Origin of the sequence: Flavobacterium circumlabens (assembly GCF_004345565.1) — a bacterium.
Lineage (GTDB): Bacteria > Bacteroidota > Bacteroidia > Flavobacteriales > Flavobacteriaceae > Flavobacterium > Flavobacterium circumlabens.
This window is the reverse complement of sequence record NZ_SLWA01000001.1, coordinates 535,117-554,854: the sequence shown is the minus strand read 5'-3', so window position 1 is coordinate 554,854 and position 19,738 is coordinate 535,117. Positions and strand designations below refer to the sequence as shown.

General features: G+C 34.1%; 21 protein-coding genes. 9 read left to right on the top strand and 12 right to left on the bottom strand.

Annotated features, from left to right (window positions below; genetic code table 11):
- Window positions 1–296: 296 nt before the first annotated feature.
- The 3 genes from EV142_RS02340 to EV142_RS02330 all read right to left on the bottom strand — a co-directional run bounded on the left by EV142_RS02340 (window position 297) and on the right by EV142_RS02330 (window position 3,164).
- Window positions 297–1,049: an SGNH/GDSL hydrolase family protein gene (locus EV142_RS02340; protein ID WP_132032319.1), complete on the bottom strand. Its 753-nt coding sequence runs from the start codon at window positions 1,047–1,049 to the stop codon at window positions 297–299.
- Between the two features lie 64 nt (window positions 1,050–1,113).
- On the bottom strand, window positions 1,114–1,896 hold the full coding sequence (locus tag EV142_RS02335) for a DUF3050 domain-containing protein (protein ID WP_132032317.1): 783 nt from the start codon (window positions 1,894–1,896) through the stop codon (window positions 1,114–1,116).
- Window positions 1,897–1,982: 86 nt separating this feature from the next.
- Window positions 1,983–3,164 (bottom strand): acyl-CoA dehydrogenase family protein, encoded by a 1,182-nt coding sequence (locus EV142_RS02330; protein WP_127340632.1) that lies wholly within the window; start codon window positions 3,162–3,164, stop codon window positions 1,983–1,985.
- A 164-nt stretch (window positions 3,165–3,328) separates the two neighbouring features.
- Between EV142_RS02330 and EV142_RS02325 the strand changes: the two genes are divergently transcribed.
- Window positions 3,329–5,074, top strand: a complete 1,746-nt coding sequence (locus EV142_RS02325) for a helix-turn-helix domain-containing protein (RefSeq protein WP_132032315.1) — start codon at window positions 3,329–3,331, stop codon at window positions 5,072–5,074.
- A 29-nt stretch (window positions 5,075–5,103) separates the two neighbouring features.
- On the opposite strand, the gene EV142_RS24135 is transcribed toward EV142_RS02325, so the two are convergent.
- Both EV142_RS24135 and EV142_RS02315 read right to left on the bottom strand, forming a co-directional pair.
- The gene (locus EV142_RS24135; protein WP_164502514.1) at window positions 5,104–5,274 is read right to left on the bottom strand and encodes an rSAM-modified peptide; all 171 of its coding nucleotides are present in this window, start codon (window positions 5,272–5,274) and stop codon (window positions 5,104–5,106) included.
- Window positions 5,275–5,321: 47 nt separating this feature from the next.
- Entirely contained in the window at window positions 5,322–5,465 is a 144-nt protein-coding gene (locus EV142_RS02315; RefSeq protein WP_132032313.1) for an rSAM-modified peptide, read from the bottom strand.
- A 358-nt stretch (window positions 5,466–5,823) separates the two neighbouring features.
- Between EV142_RS02315 and EV142_RS02310 the strand changes: the two genes are divergently transcribed.
- The 6 genes from EV142_RS02310 (at window position 5,824) to EV142_RS02290 (ending at window position 12,447) form a co-directional block, all read left to right on the top strand.
- Complete coding sequence (locus EV142_RS02310) at window positions 5,824–7,284, top strand: vitamin K epoxide reductase family protein (protein WP_238698642.1); 1,461 nt, start codon at window positions 5,824–5,826, stop codon at window positions 7,282–7,284.
- 69 nt (window positions 7,285–7,353) lie between these two features.
- Window positions 7,354–7,506 carry a hypothetical protein gene (locus EV142_RS23960; protein ID WP_158286284.1) on the top strand — a complete coding sequence of 51 codons (153 nt, stop codon included), beginning with the start codon at window positions 7,354–7,356 and terminating at the stop codon, window positions 7,504–7,506.
- Between the two features lie 466 nt (window positions 7,507–7,972).
- The gene (locus EV142_RS02305; RefSeq protein WP_132032309.1) at window positions 7,973–8,164 is read left to right on the top strand and encodes a hypothetical protein; all 192 of its coding nucleotides are present in this window, start codon (window positions 7,973–7,975) and stop codon (window positions 8,162–8,164) included.
- 266 nt (window positions 8,165–8,430) lie between these two features.
- Entirely contained in the window at window positions 8,431–10,623 is a 2,193-nt protein-coding gene (locus EV142_RS02300; RefSeq protein WP_132032307.1) for a peptidase domain-containing ABC transporter, read from the top strand.
- 2 nt (window positions 10,624–10,625) lie between these two features.
- On the top strand, window positions 10,626–11,921 hold the full coding sequence (locus EV142_RS02295; protein ID WP_132032305.1) for an HlyD family secretion protein: 1,296 nt from the start codon (window positions 10,626–10,628) through the stop codon (window positions 11,919–11,921).
- A gap of 346 nt (window positions 11,922–12,267) precedes the next feature.
- Window positions 12,268–12,447, top strand: coding sequence for a hypothetical protein (locus EV142_RS02290; RefSeq protein ID WP_132032303.1), 180 nt, complete (start codon window positions 12,268–12,270; stop codon window positions 12,445–12,447).
- 49 nt (window positions 12,448–12,496) lie between these two features.
- Here the strand turns inward: EV142_RS02290 and EV142_RS02285 are convergent, their stop codons facing one another.
- From EV142_RS02285 to EV142_RS02270, 4 genes are all read right to left on the bottom strand, one after another.
- Window positions 12,497–13,204 carry a tRNA1(Val) (adenine(37)-N6)-methyltransferase gene (locus EV142_RS02285; protein ID WP_132032301.1) on the bottom strand — a complete coding sequence of 236 codons (708 nt, stop codon included), beginning with the start codon at window positions 13,202–13,204 and terminating at the stop codon, window positions 12,497–12,499.
- A 143-nt stretch (window positions 13,205–13,347) separates the two neighbouring features.
- Window positions 13,348–13,698 (bottom strand): four helix bundle protein, encoded by a 351-nt coding sequence (locus EV142_RS02280; protein WP_132032299.1) that lies wholly within the window; start codon window positions 13,696–13,698, stop codon window positions 13,348–13,350.
- 204 nt (window positions 13,699–13,902) lie between these two features.
- The gene (rimM, locus tag EV142_RS02275) at window positions 13,903–14,427 is read right to left on the bottom strand and encodes a ribosome maturation factor RimM (protein WP_089477692.1); all 525 of its coding nucleotides are present in this window, start codon (window positions 14,425–14,427) and stop codon (window positions 13,903–13,905) included.
- Between the two features lie 15 nt (window positions 14,428–14,442).
- Entirely contained in the window at window positions 14,443–15,018 is a 576-nt protein-coding gene (locus EV142_RS02270) for a 30S ribosomal protein S16 (RefSeq protein ID WP_132032297.1), read from the bottom strand.
- 195 nt (window positions 15,019–15,213) lie between these two features.
- Here EV142_RS02270 and EV142_RS02265 point away from each other — a divergent pair, with 195 nt between their 5' ends.
- Window positions 15,214–15,702, top strand: coding sequence for a DUF6252 family protein (locus EV142_RS02265; RefSeq protein WP_132032295.1), 489 nt, complete (start codon window positions 15,214–15,216; stop codon window positions 15,700–15,702).
- 130 nt (window positions 15,703–15,832) lie between these two features.
- The gene (locus EV142_RS02260) at window positions 15,833–16,192 is read left to right on the top strand and encodes an RNA recognition motif domain-containing protein (protein WP_026982652.1); all 360 of its coding nucleotides are present in this window, start codon (window positions 15,833–15,835) and stop codon (window positions 16,190–16,192) included.
- Window positions 16,193–16,321: 129 nt separating this feature from the next.
- On the opposite strand, the gene leuB is transcribed toward EV142_RS02260, so the two are convergent.
- From leuB to leuD, 3 genes are all read right to left on the bottom strand, one after another.
- Window positions 16,322–17,383, bottom strand: coding sequence for a 3-isopropylmalate dehydrogenase (gene leuB / locus EV142_RS02255; RefSeq protein ID WP_132032293.1), 1,062 nt, complete (start codon window positions 17,381–17,383; stop codon window positions 16,322–16,324).
- Between the two features lie 93 nt (window positions 17,384–17,476).
- Window positions 17,477–19,000 carry an alpha-isopropylmalate synthase regulatory domain-containing protein gene (locus EV142_RS02250; RefSeq protein ID WP_132032291.1) on the bottom strand — a complete coding sequence of 508 codons (1,524 nt, stop codon included), beginning with the start codon at window positions 18,998–19,000 and terminating at the stop codon, window positions 17,477–17,479.
- Window positions 19,001–19,123: 123 nt separating this feature from the next.
- Window positions 19,124–19,720 (bottom strand): 3-isopropylmalate dehydratase small subunit, encoded by a 597-nt coding sequence (gene leuD / locus EV142_RS02245; protein WP_132032289.1) that lies wholly within the window; start codon window positions 19,718–19,720, stop codon window positions 19,124–19,126.
- Between the last annotated feature and the right edge of the window lie 18 nt (window positions 19,721–19,738).

The following is a 19,738-nucleotide window of genomic DNA, read 5'->3' as shown; positions in this document are numbered from 1 at the left end:
TTCCGGGAATTCTTTTTAATTTTTTAGACAATCTGATTTCTCAGGCCTGAACACCTTCAAAAAAACTGATATTTGTCTTAATCTGATAGAATTATGTCTTTTACGGACTATTTGCTTTTTTGCGGTGCTTTACTTTTGTGCTATAAAGCAACAATATGGAAGATCTGAATAAAATGGAAATTATTCGTGACAATCGGGTTTCAAGATTGTTATGGTTTGTTCTTGGAGCTATTTCCTCTTTTTTGATAAGTTTACTATTTTAAGTTTCTTATAAAAAATAACAGCAGAACAAAATATTAATTTTGAAGTGCTATTTTTACTTTAGGCAACATTCTTTCCGTGAATAACGTATAAGCACTTTCCGAGGGGTGCAGGCCGTCTCCGGCCACCAGACCTGGATTAAGGAGTCCCTGACGTGTAATGTCAGTTATCGAAACAAAAACAACATTGTTATTGCTGCAGTAGTTCTCCGCAAACATATTGTACTTGTTTATATCTGCACTTATTTTTTCACCCTGACCTTGCATCTGGATTTTGCCAAATGGGGTGTAGGCGTAATCCGGAATAGAAAGTACAATTACATTTTTTTTATCGCCTTTGGCTAAAGAAATAGCCTTGGTAACTAACTCAGGAAATTCTTTTTCATAGATCGAAAAATTTCTGCCCTGATATTGATTATTTACGCCTATTAGTAAAGTGACCAGATCATAATTAGATTTAGGGTTCTGTGCGTTTATTTCTGAAATTAAATTAGTAGTGGTCCACCCGGTTGCAGCAATTACATTTAGTGAAATGCTGTTTTGAGGATAAAGGGCTTTCAGGCTTGCTTTGAGTTGTTCGGGATACCTGCAGGTTTCACAGACACTTTGGCCTATTGTATAACTGTCTCCTAAAGCCAGATAATTAATTGAAGTTACTACAGTAGCAGGTGTTGTCGTTGTAGGTGGTACAACAGTAAAATTGTTTTGGGAAGGCATTTCATCAGAGCTGCAACTCATAAGAAAAATAGAAAATAAAACAATAACTATTTGTTTGAACTCTGTTGTCATAATTTGTTTAAATTAAGTTGGGCCATTCTAAACAAATAGTTACGTTAAATACGCAGTTTTGGTTTTACACCATTTCTGCTTTCATTACTATTTCTTCTTCGATGGCATTCCAAAGACCGATTCTTTTTTCTAATGCCAAAATTGAAATATCTTCAACATCTTTCCATTTTTGGGCATCTTCTTCGCAAAGATCAGTGATCATTTGCATGGCCATTGGTCCGTGCTCGTCTGCATCGAGTTCGATATGTCTTTCAAAATAATAAAGCAGTTTGCTTAAATCGGTTTCAGGCAGGTTTTTCTGGAAGTTTTTCAGGATTTCAGTAAACATACCCGGAATCAGATCTTCTCTTCCGAAAGTAAAGGCAGCAGCAATTTCGTGTGGTTTTCCTTGTTCGATAACTCTGAAGGTAAAATCTAAAAAGGATTTTACATCAGGGTGAAGTGCACTTTGTTTGATCGCAACAAAAATGTTATGAAGCGAATGTACTTCAGACAAAAAAGTATTGATTCCGGTGGTATCTGCTCCGCAATCTTCCATTGCTTCCAGATACATCTCGTAATGACTTTGTCTTCTTCCGTCTATCGTTAAATCAGTTTCTTCGGCTAGCACAATTTCATTGATTAAATATCTTGTTTCAGGATTTTTGGTCGCAAACCAAGGTGTTGTAGTACAGGTAAGTTTAGCTTGTAACGCCTTTAATAATGACATAAAATCCCAAACAGCAAAAACATGGTTTTCTAAAAAACTATGTAAATCATCTATACTTTGTATTTTATTATATAAAGAATGTTGTAAAAGCTGGTCTTTTTGAGGTTGGATGCTATTATTTATACTTTCAATATTCATTTTAATAAATTTTGAAGCAAAGATAAAAAGCTTCTCGGTAAGAAGAAGCTTTTTTATATTGATTTTGTATATATTTTAATAGACGGTTACGATTTAAATGCTGGAATTCCAGTTACATCCATTCCCGTAATTAATAAATGAATATCATGGGTTCCTTCATACGTAATGACACTTTCGAGATTCATCATGTGGCGCATAATAGAATATTCGCCTGTAATTCCCATTCCACCCAGCATTTGCCTGGCTTCACGTGCGATATGAATGGCCATATCTACATTATTTCTTTTGGCCATTGAAATCTGTGCCGTTGTTGCTTTTCCTTCATTTCTCAAAACGCCTAAACGCCAGGTTAACAATTGCGCTTTTGTGATTTCGGTAATCATTTCGGCTAATTTCTTTTGTTGTAATTGAGTTCCTGCAATTGGTTTTCCAAACTGAATTCGTTCTTTGGCATAGCGCAGCGCAGTATCGTAACAATCCATTGCTGCTCCGATTGCTCCCCATGCAATTCCGTATCTCGCTGAATCGAGACAGCCAAGTGGTGCGCCCAAACCGGATTTATTTGGCAAAAGGTTTTCCTTGGGAACTTTTACATTATCGAAAATTAATTCTCCTGTTGATGAAGCACGAAGTGACCATTTATTATGTGTTTCGGGAGTAGAAAAGCCTTCCATACCGCGTTCTACAATTAAGCCGTGAATTCTGCCCGTTTCATCTTTAGCCCAGACTACTGCAATATCAGCAAAAGGAGCATTCGAAATCCACATCTTGGCACCGTTTAAAAGATAATGATCCCCCATATCTTTAAAATTGGTGATCATACTTCCCGGATCAGAACCGTGATCAGGTTCTGTAAGGCCAAAACAACCCATAAATTCACCGGTTGCCAATTTCGGCAGGTATTTCATTCTTTGTTCTTCGTTTCCGTATTTCCAAATCGGGTACATTACCAAGGAAGATTGTACAGATGAAGTCGATCGTACACCGGAATCCCCGCGTTCAATCTCCTGCATGATTAAGCCATAAGAAATCTGGTCTAATCCTGCTCCGCCATATTCTTCAGGAATATAAGGTCCAAAACCACCAATTTCCCCAAGCCCTTTAATAATTTGTTTAGGAAATTCTGCTTTTTGCGCATATTCTTCTATAATAGGAGAAACTTCTCTTTTTACCCATGCACGTGCTGAGTCGCGAACCAATTTATGCTCGTCTGTCAATAAATCGTCAAGGTTATAATAATCTGGGGCTTGAAATAAGTCTGGTTTCATCTTTAGTTAGTTTTACAAAACAAATTTACGCAATAAAAATATAACAAAACAAAGGTAATTTGTTATATTTTAATAACATCTGATAAAAATAAATAAGAATAAGACGAAGTAATTTTAGTTTATTGGTTTTTTATAAACTATTTTTGAGTCCAAAAACAATATAAATGAGGCTGATCATCTCTTTTTTACTTTTTTTTGTCCTGAATAATTCTTTTGCACAACAAAAGAAAGAATTAACGGAACAAGAATATTTGCTCCTGCAGGATAAAATACGTTTAAATCTTAACGCAAATAGAGATAGTGCTGCAGTCTACGCTTATAAAATGGCAAAGTCTGACAATAATAAGCATATGGCTTTTGCAAATGTTGCATTGGCGTACTTATTTCAGTTAAAAGATCATACCGCAAAATCTAAAGAAAAATATAACCAGGCATTTCAATATTTAGATAAAATGCCGGAGTCCAGAGAAAAAATTCAGCTTAAATCTTATCTCTACAATTATGGCGGATTAATAGAGGCTGCAAAAGGTAATTATAGTGCTGCTCTTGAAAATTATCAGAAAGGAATGAAAATTTCTGTTCAGATAGAAGACATTATCCAGATTGTAAAATTCAAAAGTAATATTGCTTTTATTAATGATGCAATTGGCAATTATCAATTGGCTATCAAGAACTTAAAGCAAATCAATGATTTTATAGACAAAAATGAAAGTTTCTATACCAAAGAGCAATTTCATACCATAAAGAGTAATAATAATCTTACTCTGGCAGGTTCGTACGAAAGTTGGTACATGAAAAACCAGAATCAGACAACACTACTTGATTCGGCAGCTTATTTTTATAAAAAGACAGTTTCGTATTCTCAAAATTTACCAATGAACAATATCTCTGCTAAAATAAGCTTAGGGAATGTTTATTATATGAAAAATGATTTTAAGAATGCTGAAAAGACCTACTATAACATTATATTTTTTGCGCAGCAAAATAATTTTAACAGAGAGTATAAAATTGCCACTTATAATCTGGGTAATCTGTATTATGAAATAAAAAAGTATGACAGGGCACTGGTTTTTTTCAAAAAGGTAGATTCTGTTTCCATGGTAGATAATAGAAAAGATGAAAGCTTTTTAAAGTCAAATTACTATCAGGCAAAAATTTATAACATTAAGAAGGAACCTGAATTGGCTTTCAAGCATTCAAAAATCTATTTGGATAATTATGAGAAATCAGAGGCAAAATTAAACAATGAGGCTTTAGAGGTTAATTATAAATTGGGAACCGGTGATTTGAGTAATGAGATGGTTACTATTCAGAAAAAATATGAAAATGACGTTCTTTTGAATAAAGCGCTGAAGATTTTTTATGTTTTACTGGTGATAGGAATTGTCTTTTTGCTGATTAAAAACATCAGAGACAAAAATAAGGCGCATAAAAAAATGAATGCGTTGATTGAAGAATTTAAAGCGAATCTGGAGAAGAAAGAGAATCCTCAGCCCGAAATTGCTGTGATAGAGCAGGAAGAAGATGTATTGCTTAAGAAAGAAAATGCTAATTTGAGTATTGATGAAGCGAAAGAAAATAAAATCGTAGAAAAATTGCTGGCATTAGAAAATAAACTCGAATACTTAAATGCTGATTTTACGTTGTCTTATGTTGCTAAAAAAATAAAAACGAATACAACTTATTTATCCTATGTTGTAAATAAAAGATTTGGAAAATCTTTTGGCGAATATTCGAATGAGCTTAAAATTAATTATGTAATCAATGAGATGATTAGCAATCATATGTATCGCAAATACTCTACTCAGGCTATTGCAGAAAGTGTAGGGTTTAAAAATGCAGTGTCTTTTGCGAAATCATTTCGCAAAAGAACTGGAGTATCTCCAGCTCAGTTTGCGAATAATATTTAATTCGTTTTCAATAATTTTTTCAGGAGACCTTATCCGTTTCCATTTCCTCCGGTGCCGGTGCCTCCCCCGCCTCTGATAGGGTCTTTTCCATCTACGGGATCTTCTCCGCCTGTTGGATCACCACCCCAAACCATTTTTTGTTGTGTTTTATTTATTTTATCAGCTTTGAAATCTTCGAATTTTAGTTTTTTACTTTTCATAATAATTATTTATTAAAGTTATTCTTTTTTATCTGTTTAATTAAAATTTATCCATTTCCGTTAGTTGTCCCCGGACCGCGAACCGGATCTTTTTCTTCCTCAGGAATATTTCCTCCGAGTACAATTTTTTGCTGATTTTTAGATAATTTTTCTACTTCAAAATCTTCGAATTTTAATTTTTTTTTTGTCATGTTTTTGAGTGTTATGGTTTAACTTTTTCAAAACTAGACAAAAAGCAAAACCCTTAATCGAGAATTGGCTTTTTGGGATTTTATGAGCTGTAAAATAGATTTAATAAATTGAAAAACAGTGATTTATGTATTTTATTCAGGCTGGTATAATTTATAAATTGTATGTGCTATAATTAATAAAAAGTATATACAAAGGCATTTTTTTCAAATAAAAACCACAATATTTGCATCGTAGTTATGATTTAAACGCCACAAAAAGATGTTAAAACTGGTTCAGAAATTTCTTCTAATTAACAAGTACTCGGATATAAAAAATGAGTTCAAAGATTTGTTTCTTTCTCATCCAAATTATCCAAGTTTGTTTGCGATAACAGATTCATTGGATTTGTTGTCTGTGGAGAATGCAGCAGTGCGTGTTTCGAAAGAACAGATTGAAAATTTACCATCTAATTTTTTAGCATATTTTAAAGAAGAACTTACTTTAGTTGAAAGAGCAAATGATTATGTTCGCATCGAAACTATAAAAAAAGGAAGTGAAAAAATATCTTATGATAGTTTTCTCTTAGACTGGAATGGTGTAATTGTAGCAATTGAACCGAACAGTATAGTTGGAAGAGAAGGCTTCAAGGATCAATATAAAAATGTAAAATATTATGTTCCGTTATTTCTTTTAATTGGATTATCATTTTTTTACAATAGTTATAATTTTTTCAGTGCTGTATTTTTAATGACATCACTTTTAGGATTATTTGTTAGTATTTTAATTGTTCAGGAAAAATTAGGTTTAAAAAGTGCGATTATTTCAAAGATTTGTAATCTTACCCCTAATGCTTCTTGTAACTCCGTTCTTAATTTTGATGGATCCGGCAGAAAATGGGTTGGTTTTTCAGACTTGCCTTTGATTTTTTTTAGTTCAAGTTTTTTGGCAATCTTGCTTCAGCCATCAAATTCGTCAATTTTTATTGGTTTTTTGAGCTTATTGGCAATTCCGGTTGTTGTAACATCAATCTGGATACAAAAATTTGAAATTCAAAAATGGTGTGTAATGTGCCTGGCAGTTTCAGCTTTGATCTTGGTACAAAGTATAATTTGGTTTGCATCAGATTTTTTTACGCTGAGTTTTAGTTTTGGTAGTGTTTTCCCGTTCTTATTCTCACTGGTTTTTTTAGTAACATTCTGGATGGCTTTAAAACCTATTATTAAAAATATATTAAATGTAGATGGTGACTTAAAAGAGTTGAAAAAATTTAAAAGAAATTTTTCATTATTAAATTTTCTGTCGAAAAAGGTACCATATACATTAGGATTTGAGGATCTGAGAGGATTGAATTTTGGAAACAGAAATGCAGTAATAAAGTTGTCTGTAATAATAAGTCCAAGTTGTGGACATTGTCACAAGACATTTCAGGAAGCATTTGATCTGGTTTTAAGATTTCCCGATAAGATATTCCTAAATGTATTGTTTAATGTTAACCCTGAAAATATAGATAACCCTTATAAGATTGTTGTCGAAAGACTTTTAACCATAAACAGGGCTACTCCGGGGAAAACTGTAGAAGCAATCTCAGATTGGCACATTAAAAAAATTGGGCTTAAAAAATGGTTGAAAAAATGGCATACAGAACCTGTAAGCATGTTGATAAACCAGGAGATACAAAAACAATATGAATGGTGCTCTAAAAACAATTTTAACTATACACCTGTTAAGATTGTAAATGAGAAAATATTTCCTAACGAATATGAACTAAACGAATTGAAATATTTTTTAAATGATTTCGTAGAGGAGAAAGAAATTGAAGTTTTAGAAAAGACAGCATAAATAGAGAGTATAGACCTGAGCTTCAATGTCTTTAAATAGTTGGAGTATTAACTCACAAAACTTAAAGTTATGTTAAAGAAAATCCTAAACCTTGAAGGAGCTAAAGAGCTTACAAAAGAGGAAAAAAAAGTTATTAAAGGAGGTCTTGCATGTTACGAAGACGGAACATGTCCTAAAGGATCAATTTGTGAATATAATTCCTGGCGTTGTATACGCCCATAATTTGATTTTACAGTTTTAGTACGCAAAAAATAAAGCCTTATTTAAAATTTAGTCATGTTTTTTTTGAATTTGTAGGCGCCTGATCGTGGAACATCGGGCAAATATCCCCACATTGATGATTGGTGTTGGGATTCTCAGGATAATTGGTCACTTGGTTGGTTTTATTTGGTTAGGACTAACCAGTGTACCATCTCCTAGAGAAATTGGTAGTACTAAAATGTATTTAATATAAAAGAGAGTGTAAACTCTCTTTTTTTTTGCAGCAGAATAAAACCGTAGTAAAAATACTATAATTGAATTGTTTAAAAACTTCATAAAGCCTAAACGTTTTAAATTGAGAATATTAAAATGTCTAAGAGAACTTTTGAATTAGTAAGAAGTTCAGGAATGAAATATTCATTAATCGGGACTAATCAAAAAATAATCTTACTTAAATAAATATTTAACATCAGACAAAATTCAAATTATGAAAAAACTAAAAAACCTAAACGGAGTTGAAATTTTAACTGCAAATCAGCAAAAAGAAATTAAAGGAGGAATTGATCAATATCATTGTTATGCCCCTATTTCTAAAGATCAATGTACTGCAGTTGGTGGAAAATGGAATACGATCCAGAATATGTGTATTCTTGAGATAGGATCAGAACTATGCGGGTAGTTATTTATTAACTATAAAATAGTAAAAGCAGAGAGGAAATTGTTCCTGTCTGCTTTTTTTAGTTCATAATAATTATTTTTCTTTAAATAGCGCTGGTAATAGAAATAAAACTAGTGTAACAAATTGATATACAAAGGATTGATTTGTTTTTGCGAAATTGTTAAAAATAAATTGAATTAAATTTTAAATCTAACATATTATAGTGAGAACCTTCTTTTTTTAAGAATTTTTGTATAATATTGCTATTACATTAAATCAATTTAGAATTGAAAAAATTCACCAATTACAAACAAGCAGATTATAAAGATTGTGGCCCAACGTGTTTAAAGATCATTGCAAAACACTACGGCAAGACAATCCATATTCAGGAGTTGAGAGATCATAGTGAAACGACTCGTGAAGGAAGTAATTTGCTTTTTCTGAGCGATGCCGCTGAGAAAATTGGTTTCAGGACTTTAGGGGTTAAGTTAAGTCCGGAAAGGCTGGAGGAAGCTCCTTTGCCTTGTGTTTTGCATTGGAATCAGAATCATTATGTAGTACTTTACAAAATAAAAAAAGGTATTTATTATATCTCGGATCCGGCTTTTGGTTTAATTGAATATAATAAAGAAGATTTTATTAAATTTTGGATAGGAAACAATGCTGACGAATCTACTCAGGAAGGAATTGCATTGTTGATAGAAGCTACTCCAAAATTCTTTCAGACCGATTTTGACAGAGAAGATAATAATAGTTTTGGATTCGGATTGCTGTCACAATATGTATTGCGATACAAATCATTTTTAATTCAATTAAGTATCGGGTTACTGGCGAGTAGTTTGTTGCAATTGATTTTCCCTTTTTTAACCCAGAGTATTGTTGATATTGGAATACAAAACCAAAATATTCATTTTATTTATCTGATTCTTTTTGCGCAATTGTTTCTTTTTGCCGGAAGAACAGGTTTAGAGCTTATCCGAAGCTGGATATTACTTCATCTTTCTACGCGAATAAACATTTCGTTGATCTCAGACTTCTTTATTAAGCTAATGAACCTGCCGATCTCCTTCTTTGATGTCCGCATGACGGGAGATATAATGCAGCGTATCAATGATCACCGAAGAATAGAACGAATTTTGACTACGTCATCCTTAAATGTTTTATTCTCTGTAATCAATATGTTCGTTATGGGAGGTGTTTTAGCCTACTTTAATCTCAAGATATTTTTTGTGTTTTTTGCAGGAAGTGTTCTTTATTTCGTGTGGATCACCCTATTTCTGAAACGAAGAGAAATTCTCGATTACAAACGTTTTGCCGAAGTATCTCAGGAGCAAAGTAAAGTAATGGAGCTTATTAACGGAATGCAGGAAATAAAGCTTCATAATGCCGAAAAACAAAAGCGTTGGGGTTGGGAGTATGTACAGGCAAGATTATTCCGGGTTTCAATAAAAGGGCTGATTTTAGAGCAGACGCAAACTATTGGGTCTTCTGTAATAAATGAGCTTAAGAATATTTTTATCATATTCCTGTCTGCAAAATTGGTTATTGACGGTTCCATTACACTGGGTATGATGCTGGCGATAAGTTCAATTGTAGGGAGTTTAAATGGGCCGATTACACAACTTATTGAGTTTGTCCGGGAGCTTCAGGATGCTAAAATTTCATTGGCAAGATTGTCTGAAATTCATGATAAAGAAGATGAAACACAGCAGGAAGTGCATCAAACCAGTGATGTTCCTTTTGATGCGGATATAGAAATAAAAAATCTATCCTACCGTTATTTGGGATCCGATATTCCGGTATTAGATGATCTGAGTTTAATAATTCCGGCGAATAAGGTTACAGCTATTGTTGGCGTGAGTGGAAGCGGGAAAACAACTTTAATGAAATTACTCCTTAAGTTTTATGAACCGGAAAAAGGGGAGGTTAACATAGGCACTACACAATTGAAGAATATTTCTCAAAAAGCATGGAGAGGCAATATAGGGGCTGTCATGCAGGAGGGTTTTATTTTTAGCGATACGATTGCAAATAATATTGCTATTGGCGTTGATAAAGTAGATAAAGAACGATTGATTTATGCAGCCGACGTAGCGAATATAAAAGAGTATGTAAGTAGTTTGCCGCTAGGGTATAATACAAAAATAGGGGCTGAAGGTGTAGGGATGAGTACAGGCCAGAAACAACGATTGCTTATCGCGCGAGCAGTTTATAAAAACCCGGAAATCCTGTTTTTTGATGAAGCCACTTCTGCTTTAGATGCTAATAATGAGAAAGAAATTATGCGAAAACTGGATATTTTCTTCAAGGATAAAACGGTAGTTGTAATTGCACACCGGTTAAGTACGGTAATGAATGCGGATCAGATTGTAGTTTTAGATAAAGGAAAAATCATTGAAATTGGAAGTCATTCGGCTTTAGTAGAACAAAAAGGGAATTATTTTGAATTGGTTCGAAATCAATTGCAATTAGGAAATTAATCATGGCAGAAGATAATACTACATTCGAATTAAGAAGTGAAGAAGTTCAGGACATTCTCACCAAAGTACCACATTGGATGATACGCTGGGGGACGGTTTTGATATTTACCATACTTTTTATGCTGTTTTTTGTGTCCTGGTTTATTAAATATCCGGATGTTGTAAATACCGAAATTGTTATTACGACCAATATTCCACCGGAAAAAATAGTTTCTAAGACATCCGGACGTATAGAGGCAATATTGGTTAAAGATAAATCTGTAGTAAAAAAAAATATGATTTTGGCTATCATTGAAAATACGGCCAACTATAAAGATGTCTTTTTGCTAAAAAGTATTGTTGAAGGCTACAGTATCAATGATTCAAAAAAAGCTTTTCCATTTGCTTTACTGAAAAATGCGCAATTAGGAGAAATTGAAAGCGCTTATGCTGTTTTCCAAAAAGATTATCAGGCGCAGGAATTAAATAAAAATTTGCAGCCATTTGAAGTCGAGAACAGAGCGCAGAATTCAGAAAACATTCAAATTAAGGAGCGATTGGAGATTTTGCAGCAACAGAAAGTAATCAACGAAAGTGAATTACAGCTTCAGAAGAATGAGGTCGCCCGTTTTGAAACATTATTCAATAAAGGAATCGTTTCAACTCAGGAAATGGAAGCTAAAAAGCTAAATTATCTCCAGGCTCAGAAGAATTACAGAAGCCTGTTGTCGTCTATTTCCCAATTAAGATCATCATTGATTGATAATACCAAATCAAGTCAGAGCTCTCACATAAACAGTACTAAAGAAGAAGTTAATCTGGGAAGAAATATGGCGCAGTCCTTTTATCAGTTAAAAAAAGTGATAAAAGACTGGGAACTCAATTATGCTTTAAAATCATCGATTAGTGGTGTTATTACTTTTTTACAAGTATGGACAGAGAATCAAACCATCAATTCAGGAGATAATGTTTTTTCGATAATTCCGGATGCGAAAAATGGATTTGTAGGCAAGGTAAAAGCACCGGCTCTAAATTCAGGTAAAATAAAAGTAGGACAAAAAGTGAATATCAGACTGGCCAATTTTCCTGATCGTGAATTCGGCGTTTTATATGGTAAAATTCAGAATATTTCCCTGGTTCCGGATAAAGACGGTAACTTACTGTTAGACGTTGCCCTGCCAAACGGATTAGAGACTTCTTATAAAAAACAAATCATATTCCAGCAGGAAATGAAGGGAAGCGCTGAAATCGTAACCGAAGACTTGCGATTGCTCGAAAGGATTTTATATCAGTTTAAAAATATTTTTGAGCAGGTTTAGTAGTAACAGAGTACTTTTAATCTCACTTGTACTAATTCAGAACGTTTGATTCTTAGTTTTAATTTAACAAAATAACCCAAAAATGTTTTTAATAAATCTCTTATTTCCTTCCGTTTAAGAGATCAATATTTACCTTTATGAGATTAGTTTTACATAATCGCCTTAATGATTGTTTGGTTATGTACTCATTAATATTTTATGTCATTTAAATTTTTCAACTCCCCCGTTGAATGGCTCTTTTTTCTATAATTCTAAAATGAATTAAGATATTCTTGCGCAAGAGTAGACATAAGACTCAAGTGTCTTAAAATGATTGAGTTATTAACAAATCTATAAATTTTAAATTATGTTAAAAAAAGTTTTAAACTTACAAGGGGTTAAAAAGTTAACTGACAAAGAGCAAAAATCAATAAAAGGAGGAGATTGGAGTTATTCTGATAAAACTGGCTATTGTGTGAATCCAAGTCCGACATGTGGAGGAGTTTATCCGGTGCAATATCCTGGAAGCTGGTGTTGTCAAAGATAATTATATAATTAAGATAGAGAGGGAGCGAAGCTTTCTCTCTATATAAGAATTAAAATTTTAAATAAAAATCCTTAGTCAATTCAATATATTCAGGAGTGTAATTGTGTCTTTCGATTTCGATAACTAATTGATCGATTTCAATTTCTGCTTTTTCGTTTCTGCTAAAAGCCAATAAACTACGCTTGATACTTGAGGTTGGAGTTCCTTTTACACGTGTAATCTTTAGGGGGTACAATTCAGATTCTCTAGCCAGGGCGATAAAACTTTGTTCTTCTTTGTAAGGAAGAATTAAAGCAAAGATTCCATTTTCAGAAAGCAATAGATCCGCAGCTTCTACTAATTCTTCAAAAGGCATGGCGTCTTGAAAACGAGCCAGATCACGCTGTTCATTTTCTGTTTTATAATCTTCAGAATAAAAAGGAGGGTTCGAAACGATTAAATCGTATTCGTCTTCAGGTTCTTCAATAAATTCATCTAAGCCTGCATGATAGCAAAATAAGCGATCGCCCCAGGGAGAACTTTCGAAATTTTCAACAGCCTGTTCATAGGCGTCTTCGTCAATTTCCAAAGCATCGATTTGTTCGGCATGAGTTCGCTGAGCGAGCATTAAAGCAATAATCCCGGTTCCGGCACCAATGTCTAAAACGCTAAATGGATTATTTGCTATTGGAGCCCAGGCGCCTAATAAAACACCATCGGTTCCGACTTTCATAGCGGTTTTATCTTGTTGGATAGAGAATTGCTTGAATTTAAACATATAAAGATAGAAAATTCCAATTTTTAAAAATTCCAAATTCCAAGAGAAGACTATAAATTCCAAAATGAAATTCCAAATTCAAATTGGTAAAAGTAAATTCCTGATGATTTGTACTGCAAAAATAAGATTAAAATCCTAATTAATTATTTTGATGTTTTGGTGATTATTGCCGATAGAATTTTTCGTAATTCTTCTACTTCGAATAATAAAGAATCAGAAATTATTTTTTGATCAGGATTTAATTCATTTAATAAGCGTAGCCAAAATTTAGATTCCTTAGCTTCCTTTCGGGAAATTTTTAATCTAAATAATAAATCCTTATTTCCCAATTTTTCGTTAGCTTCAATATAATTAGCTCCTACCGAACCAGATGATCTTATTAATTGTTTACCATCTTCAATATTTGATATCGTTTTTGGTAGGGTTCGAATGTAAAGTCTACATTCCTTTGCAAACAGAAAAGTTCTTTCTTCTAAATCGTAAGGTTTGTTCATGAATTAAATTCCAAATTCCAACGTTGGAATGTAAAATTATAAAAAAAGCATCAATAAAAGAAAGTTTTTTCTTTCAAAAATAGATTTATTGCAAAATAAGAATCAACCTTTTAAGTTTGGAATTTGAAATATCATTCCAAGGCTTCGGGTTGTAATTTAACCTTTAGGTTGTAATTTGGAATTTAAAGAATTTGGAATTTAAAACTACAAGTACATCTCAACCAATCCTTCCGGAAGGTTCATGATCACTTTTTTATTCTCACGATCGATTTTCACTAAAAAATGATCAATCATCGGAATCAGCATTTCAACTTCACCGTTTAAAACTTCAAAAAGAGGCTGTGCAGTAGTATCGTTTACAGCAGCAATTTTTCCAAATACTCCTAAACGCTGGTCTTCGATTTCAAAACCGATTACCTCGTGAAAATAAAATTTGTTACCAGAAAGTTTAGGTAACATATTTAAAGGAAGATAAATAGCATTTCCCATAATGGCATCTGCATCTTCTTCGGTGTTCATATCTTCAAAACGAATTCTAAGAAAATCGTTTTTATGCAATGAACTTTTTTCAATAAAAAAAGGAACCAGATGTTTGTTGCATTCAACAAACACTGATTCCAGATTTTCGTATAACTCAGGTTCGTCCGTGTCTAAATAAGCCAGAACTTCTCCTTTGAAACTAAATTTTTTAGCGATTTTACCTAAATAAAAACAATCTTCTTTACGCATTATCGCTAACTAAAATTATGCTTCAGTTGTTTCGTTATTTTCTTCAGCAGCAGGAGCTTCAGTTTCTTCAGTTGATGCTTCAACTTCAGCAACTTCTTCTTCTTCAACTGCAGGATTTGCAGCAGCAATAGCATCAGCTTCAGCCTGAGCTGCAGCAGCTAAACGTTTAGCGTTAACTTCTTGTTCTGCTTTAAAAGCTTTAGCTCTGGCATCAGCTTGCGCTTTTGTTAAACCTTCTTTTTTAGCATCAACTTTTCCAGCTTTAGCATCTAACCAGGCAGATAATTTAGCATCAGCTTGCTCTTGAGTTAAAGCACCTTTACGAATACCTCCATCAAGGTGGTGTTTCAATAAAGCACCTTTGTAAGAAAGAATTGCTCTTGCAGTATCAGTAGGTTGTGCACCATTGTGCAACCATTTTACGGCACTATCAATGTTTAGTTCGATAGTTGCAGGGTTTGTGTTTGGATTGTAAGTACCGATTTTCTCTAAGTATTTACCATCTCTTTTTGAGCGTGCATCTGCAGCTACAACCCAGTAAAAAGGTTTTTGTTTTTTACCGTGTCTTTGTAATCTAATTTTTACTGACATAATCTTATGATTAAATTTTGAGGTACTCGACCTCTGTTAATTAAGGGCGCAAAGATATAATTTTTTTCTTAATTCTACGTTCGAAATTATATTAAATGTCCCAATGGTAAATTATTCCTAATTTTTATTGTTTTTTGGACTTGTTTTTTAATTATTTCTCTTAAATGAAATACTTTTGCGCTAAATTTATTTTACATGAAAAAATATTTCTGTTTTCTTTCATTAATTTTTTCGCTTTCCTCTTGTACAGAAGAGGTGAAATTCAATAATCCGGCGTTTCAAGGTTTAAAAGACAATGTTTTTTGGCTCGCTCAAATTTCTGAGGCTCAAATTGCCCTGGATGATAAAGTAACACTTAAAGGAACGATGGGCTCTGAACAGGTACTGCTTAATTTAGCATCTTCAGAGGAAAAGACCTATTTCCTTGGAGTTGATAATGTAACAAGGGCATCTTACTATTATGAGATTGGCTCAGATGTTTTTTTGTTTAGTACCGGACCAAATATTGGAGAAGGTCAAATAACAATTACAGAATATAATATTGAAAATAAAACCATTTCAGGAACATTTAAATTTAAGGCAGTAAATTCAAATGCAGCCGAAAATGAAAAAACGAATGTAAGTTTTACTGAAGGAGTTTTTTACAAGGTTCCGGTCACTCCCAGCAGCAGTTTCGAAAATTAATTAAATTTTAATTATTTAATTTTTCTAAAATAACGGTGTCAAAATCAAAATAAAAACATAAATAAACTAATATATAGTAGATTAGAGAAAAATAAGATTACATTTGCTACATTATTATAAATAAGTACATATGAACATTTTTGTTGGAAGTCTTCCATTCAGTATTGAGGAAGCAGATTTAAGAGAGTCTTTCGAGGCTTATGGAGCAGTAGATTCAGTTAAGATCATTACTGATAAATTTACAGGAAGAAGCAAAGGTTTTGGTTTTGTTGAGATGCCAAACGATGCTGAAGCTCAAAAAGCAATTGATGAATTGAACGGAGCTACTGTTCAAGGTCGTGCAATTGTGGTTAATAAATCTGAACCGAAACCAGAAGGCGAAAGAAGAAGCTTCAACAATAACAGTCGCGGTGGAGATTCACGCGGAGGTTATGGTGGAGGAAACAGCCGTGGTGGAAATGACCGTGGTGGTAACAGAGGAGGATATTAATATTTTTTTCTAAAATATATAAAAGGGATCAATGTAAATTGATCCCTTTTTTTATGTTTAATAGTTTTTGTTTCAGGTTTCAAGTTTCAGGTTTTCGACTTGAAACTTGAAACCTGAAACAAAAATTACCTATAAGTTCGCTACAAGCCAATCTCCAACTTCGCTGGTTTTGTATGTTTTTGCACCTTTAGCTGCTAAGTCTTCCGTAACAAAACCTTGTTCCAAAGATTTATTTACAACCGTTCTGATGGCTTCAGCTTCTTCTTTTAATCCAAAAGCATCTTCGAACATCATGGCTGCAGATAAAATAGTCGCCAACGGATTAGCAATATTTAATCCAGTTGCCTGTGGGTAAGATCCGTGGATAGGTTCATACAAAGAAGTATGTTCTCCAACAGAAGCAGAAGGCATTAATCCCATTGAGCCTGAAATTACCGAAGCTTCATCTGTTAATATATCTCCAAACAAGTTTTCTGTAATCAATACATCATATGAATTTGGCCATTGAACCAAACGCATTGCCACTGCATCTACAAATTCATAGGAAACCGTAACTTCCGGATACTCTTTTTCCATTGCCTGAACGGTTTCTCTCCATAAACGGGAAGTTTCCAAAACGTTTGCTTTGTCAACACAACATAATTTTTTGCTGCGTGTCATCGCCAATTCGAAACCTTTTTTAGCCAAACGCTGTACTTCGGCTCTGGTGTAAACGCAATTGTCGAAAGCAGTTTCTCCGCCGTCTCTTCTTCCTTTTTCTCCAAAGTAGATTCCGCCTGTTAATTCTCTTAAGAAAACCAAATCCGTTCCTTCGATTCTTTCTCTTTTTAAAGGAGAATTATCAATTAAAGAGGGAAAAGTAAAAGTTGGACGAACATTTGCGAACAAACCTAATTTTTTACGCATCAACAATAAACCTTGTTCCGGACGAACTGGTGCGCTTGGATCGTTATCATATTTGGGGTGACCGATTGCTCCAAACAAAACGGCATCGGCAGCCATACAAATTTCATGTGTTTCATCCGGGTAAGGAACCCCAACGGCATCAATAGCACAAGCTCCGGTAAGAGCTGGTGTCCAGGTTATTTCGTGATTGAATTTTTTCGCAATAGCATCAGATACTTTTACAGCTTCATTTATTACCTCAGGACCAATTCCGTCTCCTGCTAAAAGGGCTATGTTAAATTTCATTATTTTTAGTATTTATTGTTTTAAGGTTCAAAGTGGCAAAGGTTCAAAGGCTCAAAGTTTAAAAGCACTAAAGATTAAAAAACCTTTGTGCCTTTAATCGGTAATCACATTCAGCATTTTTTGGGTTGCAATAATGGCTGCAACCGTCTGGTCTGAGTCTAATCCTCTGGTTTTAAATTCTTTTCCGTTGTTTACCCAGGTAATGATCGTTTCGCATAGGGCGTCGGAACTGCTTCCGGGCGGAATTCGAACGGCGTAATCGATCAGTTTTGGTAATGTTAATTTCTTTTGTTTGTAGATTTTAGACAGCGCATTCATGAAAGCATCAAACTGACCGTCGCCCTGAGCATTTTCTTCGATAACTTCGTCATCAATTTTTAATAGCAAGGTGGTTGACGGGCGCATTCCTTTTGAGTGTACTAATATATAGGACTCAATCGTAATTTTATCCTGATAGGTATGACTGTCCAACACATCGGAAATGATATAGGGAAGATCTTCTTTGGTGACCGTTTCTTTTTTGTCGCCCAGTTCGATGATTCTTTGTGTTACTAATTTTAAGTCTTCCTGATTTAGTTTTAAGCCCAGCTCCTGAAGATTTTTCTCAATATTAGCTTTTCCTGATGTCTTTCCGAGCGCGTATTTTCTTTTTCTTCCAAAACGTTCCGGAAGTAAATCATTAAAATATAAGTTGTTTTTATTGTCGCCATCGGCATGAATTCCGGCAGTTTGTGTAAAAACATTATCGCCTACAATGGGTTTATTGGCAGGAATTCGGTACCCGGTAAAAGTCTCGACCAGTTTGCTCACTGAATACAAGGAGGTTTCTTTTATATTGATACTCACTTCTGGCATGTAATCGTTTATTACGGCCACGGTACTTTCCAGAGGAGCATTACCGGCGCGTTCTCCCATTCCGTTTACGGTCACGTGTAAACCGTTAATGCCGGCTTTTACAGCTTCCATAACATTAGCAACACTTAAATCGTAATCATTGTGGGCATGAAAATCAAAATGGATTTTTGGATATCTCGCTGTAATTTTGGAGATAAATTCAAAAGCCTGCGACGGAATCAATACGCCCAGCGTATCCGGAAGTAAAATTCTTTTTACGGGCTGCTGCGTTAAAAAATCTAAATATTGAAAAACATATTCAGGAGAATTACGCATTCCGTTGCTCCAGTCTTCGAGATACACATTGGTTTCTATATTGTTTTCTTTCGCTAAAGCGATCGCCTGTGCAATTTCGGAAAAATGCTGCTCCGGTATTTTTTTTAACTGATGGGTGAGGTGATTTAAAGAGCCTTTGGTTAATAAATTCTGAACTTTTGCACCTGATTTTTTCATCCATTCAATAGATAAACCCCCATCTACAAAGGTAAGCACTTCGATTCGGTTGGTGTATCCTTTCTCTTCAGCCCAGGTCATGATGCCTTTTACGCCCTGAAATTCACCTTCGCTCACACGTGCAGAAGCAATTTCGATTCTATCAATATTTAATTCTTCCAACAATAATTGTGCAATGGTCAGTTTTTCTGCAGCAGAAAAAGATACTCCGGAGGTTTGTTCACCATCACGAAGCGTTGTATCCATTATTTCAATTTTTCTTTTTTCCATATTGATATTCTATATTTCTAAAAATGAAATTATAGTAGTTTTGTGTTTTTCTCTTCTTTAATTTAGAAAGACCCGACAGGTTTTTGGAATCTGTCGGGTCTAAATAGAGTGAACAAGATTTTTTTAGTACGGAAGTTTATCGGCGAAAGCCACAATGTCTTCTTTAATATTTTGTAAATAATCAATGTCATCAAAGCCATTAACCATATTATTCTTTTTGTATCCGTTAATAGCAAAAGACTCTTGTTGACCTGTCGCTAATAAAGTAATGGTTTGATTGGGCAAGTTAATTTCTAATTGGGTATTAGGATCAGCTTCGATAGCTTTGAAAATGGTATCGGCAAATTCAGGGCTAACCTGAACCGGTAAAACGCCAATATTCAAACAGTTTCCTTTAAAGATATCTGCAAAGAAACTTGAAACAACAGCGCGAAATCCATAATCATAAACTGCCCAGGCAGCATGCTCTCTGGAAGACCCTGAGCCAAAGTTTTTTCCTCCAACAAGAATTTTTCCGCTATAAGTGGAGTCGTTCAAAACGAAATCAGCTTTTGGAGAGTCATCACCGTTATATCTCCAGTCCCTAAAAAGATTGTCTCCAAAACCTTCCCGTTTTGTAGCTTTCAGGAAACGAGCCGGAATAATTTGATCTGTATCTACGTTTTCAATTGGCAGCGGCACTGCACTGCTGGTAAGTATATTAAATTTATCGTATGCCATTTTTTTTTGCTTTAGGCT